Consider the following 12,214-nt stretch of genomic DNA (forward strand, 5'->3'; position numbering starts at 1 on the left):
AATGAGACTGCCGCAAAGAGCGCAGGGGCGAGATTCACTTTTTCCGGCGCCGATAGGCATTGACCATGTTTTCACTAATTACGCTCAATTTATAATTAAGCGGTTTATCGCGTTACGTGAAGCGCCGGATATATCCTGCACGATAATTTCCATCGTTACCTGCCCGCGAGTCAGAAAAATTTCGGCTGCTTCAAAAGACGTAAGGCTTGAGTATATCTGCCTTGCGGGAACAAGGCCGTTACGGTAAACCATTAACACCCCGTCTCTTGCCGAGACAGCCTCAAAATTCAGGGAGCTGACTTCCGTGCCGTTTATCAGGCAGATAATTTTTTGCGGAGCATATTGGCGGGAAGCGGGGTTTTGCGTAAGCGGGACTCCTCCGGGCGCGTTCACAATTACCGTGTAGCGTCCTTGCGTTAAATTACGCGACTGCATCATCTGTCCCTGGCTGTTTCGCAAATCTACGGAAAATATTTGCGGGGGACGGGTTTCCAGCAAAGGAGTAATAATCATCGCGGGATTAATCCAACGGCGCTCACGCCTGTCAAAAAGCATGAAATAAAATCCGTCTCGAGTTGACCAGCCGGAAACGCCGGACGAGGCGATTATCTGCTGTTTTTCAATCTGCGTATCCGTAACGGGAACGACAGGTTCGGCGTAACGGCTGTAAATGCTGATTAATCCGTCACCGTGATCAACAGCAGTCCATGCGCCTAACGGAGAGGGAAGACGAGACGCGTTGTCTTTTTTTCCGCGTGAAAAAATAACTTCGCCGCTTTCGGCGGCAAGCACGTCCGTGCCTCCGCTGAAGATCATCCCTAAAACGGGAAGCCCTCTGTCATTGGAGCCGAAATTGCGTTCAAGAGCCGCGTTCTCGGAGGGCCAGTTTAAAGCGTGTACTGAAAAAATAACGCAAATATAAATAAAAACTGCCGTTATGCGAAATGCAAATTTCCTCATTTTATTTTTCCTCCAGAGAAAAGGAAATTAACGCCGAACCGCCGCCCGTTACGACCGTTGAGCCTCTTCTGCCAAGAAAAACATCGTCACTTTTAAACGAAGCTTTTAAAAAAACCGATTCCAATTCCGTGTTTCCCAAAAAACCCAACAATCCTTCCTGCGGAAATTGGATTCCAACAAGTTTTTTTTCCTGACCGGGATGCGAAGTAATTAAAAAGAAAATTCCTTGGTCTCCCGAACCGTCAACGGCGGCAATTCTTCCGTCTAACGGAATAAATATTCCGCGCCTTGATTTGATCGTGTAACAGCCGATTCCTCCCGCTCTTTCAAAAACAATTCTGCAGTCATCATCAATAAATAAAACATATACAGGCCGCCTGAATCCCGCCCCTAAAAATTCATGGTACACAACTTTATATTCGCCGTTCGCGTTTCCAAAACGCTCAAACAGCAAAAAACGCTGTTGATCGATACCGCATACAATCCCGATATACGAACCGTCTTTGGAAATTGCGCAACCTAAAATTACCGAATAGCGCGAACCGCCGGGTTCAAAGTAATAAATGCGCTCCCCGCCTGAATTAAAAACCTCAACGGCTCCGTCAAGAGAGCCTGTCAATACAAGCCCCGAAGCCGCGTCCATGCAGGTAATGGGAGCGCCAAATTCATAAGTCCACAGGACATTCCCGTTCTCACTGATTTGAGATAACGAGTTCTGATCGCTGCCAAGAATAAAAATTCTGTCGTCTAACAGAACAGGATACCCTCTTGTGCTTTCAATGTTAATTTTTGCGTCATCTATTATATTATTAATAACAATATTAGCCGGTTCCGCGCCGTACTCCGTCCACATATTGGCACTAAGGCAAATATCGTTAATCATCGATCTGTTGACGGCAAATTGCCCCTGTGAATCGACATAACCAAACCGGGAACCTAACGTAAAAGGAAGAAGCTCGCCGGATAAAACGGAAACATCAGTTTTATTACCGCCGTCTGCAGAAATATTTTCATCTAGCGTATAAGAGGTTTGTGGGCTTGTCGCCAATGATTTTATCCAACTTTGCGCAAGCACTGTTTCGCGTGGAACCGGTCTTGCGGCCGCAAGAAAATAGATAATAAAAATCAGAATGATTATAAATACCTTAACTTTATTTTTTTTCTGCGCCAAGACATTACCCCTAACAAGATATGAAAACACAAAAACTGAAGTTTTTAGTGTTTTTCATTTAGTGATTTTCATTATATAATAGAAAATACAAGGAGACAAGCATGATCGATAAAAATCAAATGGATAAATTATTTGCGCAGGCGCGGCAGATTGCCGACAAGGCTTACGCCCCCTATTCCAAATTCAGGGTAGGCGCGGCTCTGCTATGCGAAGACGGGACCGTTATTACAGGCGTGAACGTGGAGAACCGCTCCTTTGGCCTGACAATCTGCGCCGAAAGAAACGCCGTTTGCGCCGCCGTCGCCAAGGGGCACCTGCGCTTTACCGCCCTTGCCATCTCTACCCCCGACTCCGTTGAGCCTACAGGTCCTTGTGGCGCCTGCCGTCAGGTGCTAAGTGAGTTTATGTCAGCCGACGCCCCCGTCCGCTTTGCCGGAAATGGCGGAAATCAGATAAACACCACCATAGGCGAACTTTACCCCTTTGATTCACTGCATGAGCTGAAAAGCAGTGAGCAGTGAGCAGTGAGCAATGAGCAGTGAGCAATGAGCAGTGAGCAATGAGCAATGAGCAATGAGCAGTGAGCAATGTAGCAATCTGAGCGTGGCAGTTCTCGAGCAGACTGCTAACAACAACCATTGTTCATTGCTAATTACTAATTACTAATTGCTAATTGCTCATTGTTAATTGAAAACCTTGCTTTTTACATGAATATCTTGACATTTATTACCGTATTATGCGATAATTTACGTTATGGCAGATGACGATATACTCACTCTTGAAGAAGTCGCGAAGTACTTGCGGGTATCGGAGCGGACAATTTATGACTGCGCTCAAAAGGGGGAGATTCCGGCGGGGAAGATAAGAGCCGCGTGGCGTTTTAAAAAGTCTGAGATTGACAAATGGGTCAATGAGAGGCTTGTCTCCACTTCGTTAAATCCGCAGATTACCCCTGTAAACGCCGAATCGATTCTGTCGCCGCATCGCGTAATTTTTATGAATTACTCAAGCAAAAGAGACGCGCTTTTAGCCCTGGCGGAAAACCTCGCAGCCGCTCCTCAGGTGAAAAACAGGCAGGAACTTTCTACTGAGATTTTAAAACGCGAGGAATTGATGAGTACCGCCATCGGCTGCGGGATTGCCATTCCCCATGTGCGCCTGTCTTCGATAACCGATCTTGTCGTCTCTGTCGGCGTAAGCAGGGCGAATATTGTCGATTTTCAGCCGTTAGACGACGAACCTGTAAGGCTGGTTTTTATGATTGCCGCTGCGCATAACCAGCACGCCTATTATCTGCAAACTCTGTCATGGTTCAGTACCAGATTGAAAAATAAAAAACTGAGGGATTCTCTTTTGCAGGCGCAGACTGAACAGCAGGTGTATGATTTGCTGGTACTCGGTGATAAATAAATCGCGGGAGTTCTACACGATGTATGACTAAAGAATTTATTTAGTACAGTCAGGGCAGGCTGCGCATGGCAAAAACTCTGGGAGAATCCGCCTACGAGCCTTTCAGCGACTAAACAGCGGTGGGTAGAAAGCTTTATCTAGGGTTCGTCGCCGAACTTTTATTCTCTGAATTTTCTTTGTTTTATTTCAAAGTCTCTACGGCGGGGAACCCACAGAAGATGTTTTTGCCATGCGCAGCCTGCCCTGACTGTACTCAAGGATTTTATTGGGCATACATCTTCTAGCGCTAATTAGCAATTTACCACCGAGACCATTCCCTATATCTAACGTACATTGCAAGGCAAGGTACGCTATGAAAAAAGCGGTAACTGTTACGTTTGCGCTACTTTATTACAATCATCAGATAAAGTTTGTTTTATAGTCTTTACAACTTCGCCAATAATTTCTTTCTTAAAATCTTGTTTTATATTGGTAATAATAGACTGTTCTAAATCCAATAAAGCCCCTTCCGGCGTAGATAAAGGATAAAAAAATTGGAAGGCTTGAATGTCCAGTGCTTTTGCCAATTTTTCAAGCATTTCACCGGAGGGGAAATTATTGCCAAGTTCCAGTGTTGCAAGGTAATGAAGCGACATATCAGCCTTTTCAGCAAGTTTTTCCTGTGTTAACCCACTTTTTCGACGTATTTCCCTTAGATTTGCGGCGAAAATTTCCTTTATATTTGCCATTTTTTTCGGCATATTACCCTTCATGTCATAATACTTGCTTTTTTTCTCTTGACTTATTGGTTTATATACCATAATATGGTATATGATGTCATAATCATGGATCATCTTACTGTTTTTCAGTGGTAATTCAAAAAATTTCCAAAATTAGACTAAAAAGAGTTTTCTATGAATAAAGCATTAAAAACAAATGCGCTAAAAAGGAGAGTAAAATTATGAAGCGTGTTAAGAAAAACACAGTTAAATGGCAATTTCCTAATGTGGTAGTGATTATTGCCATGACAGTTCTAATCCTGTCCGGTTGTCAAGAGGCGGAAGATCTGAAAGATAAACCGGTATCTTTCACCGATCTCGCGGCGGACGGTTCAAGTACGGCCAACACTACTAAGCTCACCCTGACTTTTGACAAGGACATTGACGGCTTAACTGCGGCGGATATTACTTTTAACTCTGGTTCTACAGGCGCGGTGAAAGGTACGCTTAACAGAACTGGAACTGGAGTTTATGACCTCGCCATAACAAGCGTTGCAAACACCGGAGCGGTTACCGTCTCCGTAACCAAGTCCGGTTACGCCATTTCAGGCGGATCAAAAACAGTTACGGTGTACAAATATACGCCACCAGTGGTTATTGCCGTTTCGTTTACCGATCTCGCGGCGGACGGTTCTCCCACAGCCACCACCACCAAACTCACCCTTACATTTGACAAGGACATAAACGGGCTGACGGCGGATGACATTACATTTAATACCGGTTCTACCGGCGTGATAAAAGGCGCGTTAAACAGAACAGGGACAGGAACCTATGACCTTGCCATAACAAGCGTCGCCAACACTGGAGCTGTTGCCGTTTTCGTAACCAAATCTGGTTACAATATAAGCGGGGAGTTAAAGACCGTTACGGTATACCGCTATATATCTCCTACGGATATTGCCGTTTCGTTTACCAATCTGGCGGCGGACGGTTCAAGTACGGCTACCACCACCAAGCTCACCCTTACATTTGACAAGGACATTGACAGCTTAACTGCGGCAGATATTATTCTTTATAACGGTTCTACCGGCGCGGTAAAAGGCGCGTTAAACAGAATCAGGACAGGGGTCTATGAACTTGCCGTACAAAGCGTCATCGCAACCGGAGAGGTTACCGTTTCCGTAACCAAGTCGGGCTATAATATAAGCGGAGAGGCAAAAACCGTTACTGTATATCAATATACTCCGCCTGTGGCGGTTTCGTTTACCAATCTGACGGCGGACGGTTCTCCCACAGCCACCACCACTAAACTCACCCTTACATTTGACAAGGACATAAACGGGCTGACGGCGGATGACATTACATTTAATACCGGTTCTACCGGCGTGATAAAAGGCGCGTTAAACAGAACAGGGACAGGAACCTATGACCTTGCCATAACAAGCGTCGCCAACACCGGAGCCGTTGCCGTTTTCGTAACCAAGTCCGGTTACAATATAAGTGGAGAGTCAAAGACTGTTACCGTATACCGCTATATAGCTCCTACGGATATTGCCGTTTCGTTTACCAATCTGACGGCGGACGGTTCAAGTACGGCTACCACTACCAAGCTTACCCTAACATTTGACAAAGACATTAACGGCCTAATTGCGGCGGATATTATTTTTAATACAGGTACGACAGGCGCGATAACAGGCGCGTTAAACAGAACAGGGACTGGCATCTATGACCTTAACATAACAAGTGTTGCAAACACCGGAGCGGTTACTGTTTCAGTAACCAAGTCCGGGTACGCTTTTTCAGGCGGGTCAAAGACAGTTACAGTATACAAATATACGCCGACTGTTACCTTCAACAATGTATACGCCAATGGTTCTCCAACGCAGACCACCACGGAATTGACCTTGTATTTTGACAAAGCAATTAACGGACTTACCGCCGCCGACATCACGTTAAGCGGCGTGTCTGGCGTGGTTAAAGGGACGCTAAGCGGCTCTAATCCGTACACCCTGCCTGTAAGCGGCTTTACATCGGGCGGTACTTTGAATGTTACGGTCGCTAAATCGGGCTATATCGTGAGCGGCTCGCCAATGACTGTAAATATTTACTATTACGACAGTTCGTCAATTTTTACATATATAGGTGAAACTTCATCGCCAAGCAATGTCTACAGGCTGACATTAACAAGCGGCAGCATTTATGAATTGTATGTCGGCACAAAAGTCAGCAGTGGGACGGCGGCGCAGAACGGCAGCCAGTGGCAATGGACTCTTAGCCCTCAATCCGGCGCACCGTTTACAGTTCAGATAAGTTCGGCGGGCATTATCCAAATAACCGGAATAATTACTTACGATAATGGAACTTATGAAGCCGGTCCCGGCATGATGACGCCGACGCATAGCGGCAGTGGAGTTTTTGTTACTTTGAGCGGCGTAACATCCAACGGCGGTTCTACGACTCAGACCACCACGGAATTGACTCTGACTTTTGACAAAGCGATTGACGGGCTTGCTGCCGCTGACATCACATTGAGCGGCGTGTCAGGCGTAAGCAAAGGGACGCTGAGCGGTTCCAATCCGTACACCCTGCCAATCAGCGGCTTTACGTCCAGTGGAACCTTGTCTGTGGCGGTCGCAAAATCGGGCTATGATATTCAGGACTCGCCAAAAACAAGGGCAATTTATTACGTTGTTCCAGTTACATTCAACAGCGTAACGGCAAACGGTTCTTCAACGCAGACTACCACGCAGTTGACGCTGACTTTTAGCGCGGCGATAACTGGGCTTTCTGCATCCGACATAACGTTGAGCGGCGTATCAGGCGTAAGCAAAGGGACGTTAAGCGGCTCCAATCCGTACACATTGTCAATCAGCGGATTTACCGCAGGCGGAACTTTGAACGTGGCGGTCGCTGCTAAATCTGGTTATAACATAAACGGCTCGCCTAAGACAGCGGATATTTACAATGTTGTTTTCTTAACCAGTGTAACCGCAAACGGTTCTTCAACGCAGACTACCACACTGTTGACATTGAAATTTGACAAGGCTGTTACAGGGTTTTCCGCATCCGATATAACATTGAGCGGCGTGTCAGGAGTAAGCAAAGGGACGCTAAGCGGCTACAATCCATACACCCTGCCGATAAGCGGCTTTACGTCCGGCGGGACATTGAACGTGGCAGTCACAAAATCGGGATATATCATAAACGGATCGCCTAAGACGGCGGATATATATTATAAGTTAGTTATTGAGATGGTGCAAATCCCCGGCGGCAGTTTCCAGATGGGCGATGTTAAAAATGAAGGCCAAAGTGATGAAAAACCTGTACATACTGTAACGCTGAGCGGTTTTCAGATGGGGAAGTATGAGGTAACGCAGGAGCAATGGACGGTGGTGATGGGGAGCAATCCGAGTCTTTTTACATCTTTACCCTCGTCTGGGGAAGTTCAGAACAGGCGGCCTGTGGAAAACGTAAGCTGGTATGACGCGCTAGTATTTTGCAATAAGTTGAGCATGATGGAAGGGTTAAGCCCTGCGTATAGAATATCGGGGAGTACTGATCCCGCGGACTGGGGAAGCAGCGTGCCTACCAGCAGCAACTCTACATGGAACGCGGTAGAAATAGTAGCCGGTTCCAACGGTTATCGTTTGCCTACGGAGGCGCAATGGGAATATGTGGCGAAAGGAGGGGACGGTTCGCCAGGGAATTACACATATTCAGGGAGCAACTTTATAGACGACGTGGCATGGCATAACGCTAACAGTAGCAATAAGACGCATGAAGTAGGGAAGAAAGCTCCTAATGGATTGGGGTTGTACGACATGAGCGGGAACGTATCGGAGTGGTGCTGGGATTGGTATGGGAGTTATTTGAGCGGGACGCAACCTGATCCTATGGGCGCGTCCTCGGGGACTTACCGCGTGGTACGCGATGGGAACTATGATTCGTCATTCGTGCCCGGGTTTCTGCGTTCAGCAAAACGGTTCCAAGACTACCCGGACATCCTGTACTACGGGCTCGGCTTCCGGCTTGTTCGCCCCTGAGAGAGGGAAGTAGTTATTAGTGGATAGTAGGTAGTGGTTAGTGAGCGGAGTTAGCAAACTGAGCGTGTTGGAAACAAGCGAAGATTACGGACGATGATACTAATCACTATTAACTAACCACTAATTACTAAAAATAAATGGAGAACGTTATGAAAAACAAACAAAAACGGCAATTTATTAAAGGGATAGCGGTTATCGCCATAACGGTGATGAACGGCTTGTCAATGGCGGCTTGCTTTGTAAGCATTTGTGGCTTGGTTACTTTTTGTGCAGAGAAGGCCAAATAGTTTATTCTAAAGTGGAAATATAGCGTGATTAAGTTTAATTCTGATATAAGGCTTATTGGCGTAGATGGTTCGTATACCGAAGAAAAGGATTTGGTTCTTAGTTTGTACTTCAATACTAAGCATACCATCATTTCGCCGAAGTCAGTACTTGATGTTTTATATATGTTCAATGGCTTTTTTAACGCCACAGATATAGTATCCACGAATTTCGGGCACAAAGACATCGAAGCGAATAAGATAATAGAAGCAGTTTTTAATTATGGGATTGTTTCTGACTTAGATATTGATAAATCCAGTATGGAAAACCAAGAATTGTTATCTATCGCCCAAAGCCAAATGCAGGAATACACTGCACATTTTCCGCGATTGTCTAACATCAATATAATGATAGCTGTTTTATTGCAAAAATTGCGCGTAAAATGTGTTTTTTATAATGACAGCGCTATTGGGGCCGATGATATGTACCAAAATATATATTATCAACATGATGATATAGGCAAATCGGTTTCTTTAACTTTGAAGGAAATGGGGGCATCAAATATATACTTTGAGCCTTTTTTATTTGACAAATGCAAACTTAGTGAAGATAAGATTATTCTTGTCAATTCGGATTCCGTGAATTGGGTTGATAGTGATAAATATATTGTCATAAATACTTGGAACTATAATAAAATTCATTTTGAAGATTTTAAACTTTTCAATTATAAGAATATTGATGTTTCTGATGATCTGAAACCGTTGATTGAAGGATTTATTTTATCTACCCGGTCAATTGAAGATATGATTTATAGTATCAAAGGAACAATTACTATCTAATTGCGATTAGATTTTAATTAAAAATAAGGAGAAGAGATGATAAAAAAAAGGATTTTATTTTTAGGTACGGGAGGGACAATCGCTTCTGAAAATAGTCCAGATGGAGCGACCCCTCAACATGGGATAAGAGAGCTAATAAATGCCGTACCAAAAATAACGGAGTTATGTGATGCTGAAGACAAGGATATATTATGTTTAGATAGTTCCAATATGCAACCAGAAGAATGGAAGATAATAGCGGAAGAAATATACAAAGGTTTGAATTCTTTTAATGGTCTGAAACCTTTTGATGGCGTGGTTATCACTCATGGAACGGATACAATGGCTTATACTTCTTCCATGCTCTCGTTTATGCTAAAAAACCTTAATAAGCCTGTGATTTTAACAGGTTCACAACACCTACTTAACGAACCTGAAACAGATGCAAAAAGTAATTTACTTGATGCCGTGCGAACGGTAATTGAGGGGTATCCCGGCGTATATATTGTGTTTAACGGCAAGATTATCAAGGGAACAAGGGCAAGCAAGATAAACACGAAAGATCTTCAAGCTTTTGAAAGTATTAACGAATGTTATGCTGGCAAGATCATTGGCGAAAAAGTTGAAATGAAGCATCCGTTTCCTAACAGAACAGAAGATATGAAGTTAGACTATACAATATCTACTGATGTTTTCCTTCTTAAGCTTATTCCTGGAATGAGTTCTGCGGTAATAAATCAACTTGTTGATATGCGATATAGAGGAATTGTAATTGAGGCTTTTGGCTTAGGCGGTCTGCCAAATATTCGGCGTGATCTTATTAAGCCGATTGAAAATGCTATAAATGCGGATGTTGCAGTTGTTGTAATGACCCAGTGCAGATACGGTACTACTGATTTAGAAGTTTATGATGTAGGTAAAAAGGCACTAAAAACAGGTATAATTCCTGTCAGTAAAATTACTGTTGAAGCCGCTGTTACTAAATTAATGTGGGTACTTGGCCATACAAATAACCTCGAAGAAGTCAGCAATAAAATGAAAGAAAGTATTTGTGGAGAAATGGGATAACTGTTGCGGACTTTAAGAAAACACTTACCGACATATCCTGATTGGGATATGCTTATATTAAGAACTAAAGGAGATGCTTTATGGATCCAAAATTTACCGCTATTCTTCAAAAGCTAGTTGTTGAACATGGCAAGGAAACCTTGCTTAATGCCGCGAAATGTAAAGAGGCTCTGTCCGACTACACTTGCGGTGAATATAAGGAAGAAAGCCGCCTGCTTTTCCTGGCTCTTGAAGCTGGAGTACAAAATGCAATCGACACTGCGGAGAATATTGCGTTTTGCAAGGAACAGCAGATTAGACTATTCGCGGATATTGTAAATATGCTGGTCATAGTATTGCGAGGAGGGGATATGAGCGCGTCTAATAATTTGATATTCATCAACGGTGGAACCTTTATCATGGGCAGCAACGTGAATGAGACAGATCGCTTTCCTAATGAAAGTCCTCAGCATCAGGTAACGGTAAGTCCTTTCTACATGGGGAAATACCAGGTAACGCAGAAGGAGTATGAGGCATTAATGGAGGTCAATCCCAGTAAATTTATTGGGGATAATTTGCCGGTTGAGGGAATAAGCTGGTATGATGCGGTAGATTACTGCATCAAGCTGAGCCAGAAGGAAGGGTTAACCCCCATATACTCCAGAAACGTCGATGATGTAAGGTGGAACCCAAACGCAAACGGTTATCGCCTGCCTACCGAGGCAGAATGGGAATATGCGTGTAGAGCGGGGACAACCACTCCGTTCAGCACCGGAAATAACATCACAACCAGCCAGGCGAATTACAATGGGAATTTTCCTTACATCAACAACCCCAAGGGAATATACCGTAAAAAAACGACTGTGGTAGGAAGTTTTAACCCGAATCCTTGGGGCCTATACGATATGCACGGAAATGTGTGGGAATGGTGCTGGGACTGGTATGGGGATTATTCAAGCGGTGCGCAGGTCGATTACAAAGGTGCGTCATTGGGGACTCATCGCGTTTTGCGTGGCGGGAGCTGGAACGATACAGCTACGTGCTTACGTTCCGCGAATCGGCACGACATCAACCCGAGCAAAAAAGCCCACGAGCATGGTTTTCGTCTCGTGCGCCATAGCATTCCATGAAATCCAAGATTTCGGATGTGTGTGCCTGAGTTTAATGTTGAGCATCGGCGGTAGTGAACTGCTATTGAACAGTGGATTTATGATTGCTTCGTTGGTAACCCGGGCTTTTACTTTACTTGCCATCTTTTCAATGGCCACTATTATCCGTCCAAAACACTGTCGGCTCATTACACAGTAACCTCAACGGTAACTGTCACCACTTTTTAGTAGTGTCGTAATATTCCCGACCACCCCAACATAGTGGACTTTTCTAGGACAAGAATTCCAACTGTGCGATAAGTCAGATAAAGACGCAATTAGCAGCTTGTCAAAAGCCATTCGATTCTTTGATTGGAAGGCGAGGTGCATACCTCGCCAGTATTATAAATTTCCTTACCAACGAAGAAACCGCAGGTTTCTTCATGACGCTTTTCTTGCCTTACAAGCAGTAGCAGATACGGTGCGTGACCATGATTGCCGCCGCGCATAACCAACACGCCTATTATCTGCAAACCTTGTCATGGTACAGTACCAGATTGAAAAATAAAAATATTTTCATTTTCGGTCAAGCGCCATGCATCTGCACGTCATATATAGGTATGTAATTTTTGAACCTTCTTTCGAAGGTTCGGTACAAAACTATTATGGAGTTGTTTATGGAAAATGTGAACAGAAAACACAAGGACAGGAAATA

General features: G+C 44.3%; 10 protein-coding genes. 7 read left to right on the forward strand and 3 right to left on the reverse strand.

Features of this window, described 5'->3' with window-relative positions:
* Positions 1–84 precede the first annotated feature (84 nt).
* Together ACYVRH_RS08385 and ACYVRH_RS08390 are read right to left on the reverse strand one after the other, a co-directional pair.
* Complete coding sequence (locus ACYVRH_RS08385) at positions 85–960, reverse strand: peptidoglycan DD-metalloendopeptidase family protein (RefSeq protein WP_461256468.1); 876 nt, start codon at positions 958–960, stop codon at positions 85–87.
* Between the two features lies 1 nt (position 961).
* Complete coding sequence (locus ACYVRH_RS08390) at positions 962–2,131, reverse strand: WD40 repeat domain-containing protein (RefSeq protein WP_461256469.1); 1,170 nt, start codon at positions 2,129–2,131, stop codon at positions 962–964.
* 101 nt (positions 2,132–2,232) lie between these two features.
* Here ACYVRH_RS08390 and ACYVRH_RS08395 point away from each other — a divergent pair, with 101 nt between their 5' ends.
* Both ACYVRH_RS08395 and ACYVRH_RS08400 read left to right on the forward strand, forming a co-directional pair.
* On the forward strand, positions 2,233–2,652 hold the full coding sequence (locus ACYVRH_RS08395; RefSeq protein ID WP_461256470.1) for a cytidine deaminase: 420 nt from the start codon (positions 2,233–2,235) through the stop codon (positions 2,650–2,652).
* A gap of 232 nt (positions 2,653–2,884) precedes the next feature.
* Positions 2,885–3,541, forward strand: a complete 657-nt coding sequence (locus tag ACYVRH_RS08400) for a PTS sugar transporter subunit IIA (RefSeq protein WP_461256471.1) — start codon at positions 2,885–2,887, stop codon at positions 3,539–3,541.
* A 371-nt stretch (positions 3,542–3,912) separates the two neighbouring features.
* On the opposite strand, the gene ACYVRH_RS08405 is transcribed toward ACYVRH_RS08400, so the two are convergent.
* Complete coding sequence (locus ACYVRH_RS08405; protein ID WP_461256472.1) at positions 3,913–4,281, reverse strand: helix-turn-helix domain-containing protein; 369 nt, start codon at positions 4,279–4,281, stop codon at positions 3,913–3,915.
* Positions 4,282–4,481: 200 nt separating this feature from the next.
* Here ACYVRH_RS08405 and ACYVRH_RS08410 point away from each other — a divergent pair, with 200 nt between their 5' ends.
* From ACYVRH_RS08410 to ACYVRH_RS08430, 5 genes are all read left to right on the forward strand, one after another.
* Positions 4,482–8,282, forward strand: a complete 3,801-nt coding sequence (locus ACYVRH_RS08410; RefSeq protein WP_461256473.1) for an SUMF1/EgtB/PvdO family nonheme iron enzyme — start codon at positions 4,482–4,484, stop codon at positions 8,280–8,282.
* Positions 8,283–8,431: 149 nt separating this feature from the next.
* Complete coding sequence (locus tag ACYVRH_RS08415) at positions 8,432–8,569, forward strand: hypothetical protein (RefSeq protein ID WP_461256474.1); 138 nt, start codon at positions 8,432–8,434, stop codon at positions 8,567–8,569.
* A 24-nt stretch (positions 8,570–8,593) separates the two neighbouring features.
* Positions 8,594–9,385, forward strand: coding sequence for a hypothetical protein (locus ACYVRH_RS08420; protein ID WP_461256475.1), 792 nt, complete (start codon positions 8,594–8,596; stop codon positions 9,383–9,385).
* Positions 9,386–9,421: 36 nt separating this feature from the next.
* On the forward strand, positions 9,422–10,432 hold the full coding sequence (locus ACYVRH_RS08425) for an asparaginase (protein WP_461256476.1): 1,011 nt from the start codon (positions 9,422–9,424) through the stop codon (positions 10,430–10,432).
* An 80-nt stretch (positions 10,433–10,512) separates the two neighbouring features.
* Positions 10,513–11,541, forward strand: coding sequence for a formylglycine-generating enzyme family protein (locus ACYVRH_RS08430; RefSeq protein WP_461256477.1), 1,029 nt, complete (start codon positions 10,513–10,515; stop codon positions 11,539–11,541).
* The last annotated feature ends 673 nt before the right edge of the window (positions 11,542–12,214 follow it).

It is taken from the genome of Treponema sp. R80B11-R83G3 (assembly GCF_054786115.1).

What these genes read in the sequence shown, in the direction of transcription:
- ACYVRH_RS08395 (WP_461256470.1), top strand. Translation starts at nt 2,233, where the DNA reads ATGATCGATAAAAATCAAATGGATAAATTATTTGCGCAGGCGCGGCAG.
- ACYVRH_RS08400 (WP_461256471.1), top strand. Translation starts at nt 2,885, where the DNA reads ATGGCAGATGACGATATACTCACTCTTGAAGAAGTCGCGAAGTACTTG.
- ACYVRH_RS08405 (WP_461256472.1), bottom strand. Translation starts at nt 4,281, where the DNA reads ATGCCGAAAAAAATGGCAAATATAAAGGAAATTTTCGCCGCAAATCTA.
- ACYVRH_RS08430 (WP_461256477.1), top strand. Translation starts at nt 10,513, where the DNA reads ATGGATCCAAAATTTACCGCTATTCTTCAAAAGCTAGTTGTTGAACAT.
- ACYVRH_RS08410 (WP_461256473.1), top strand. Translation starts at nt 4,482, where the DNA reads ATGAAGCGTGTTAAGAAAAACACAGTTAAATGGCAATTTCCTAATGTG.
- ACYVRH_RS08415 (WP_461256474.1), top strand. Translation starts at nt 8,432, where the DNA reads ATGAAAAACAAACAAAAACGGCAATTTATTAAAGGGATAGCGGTTATC.
- ACYVRH_RS08385 (WP_461256468.1), bottom strand. Translation starts at nt 960, where the DNA reads ATGAGGAAATTTGCATTTCGCATAACGGCAGTTTTTATTTATATTTGC.
- ACYVRH_RS08425 (WP_461256476.1), top strand. Translation starts at nt 9,422, where the DNA reads ATGATAAAAAAAAGGATTTTATTTTTAGGTACGGGAGGGACAATCGCT.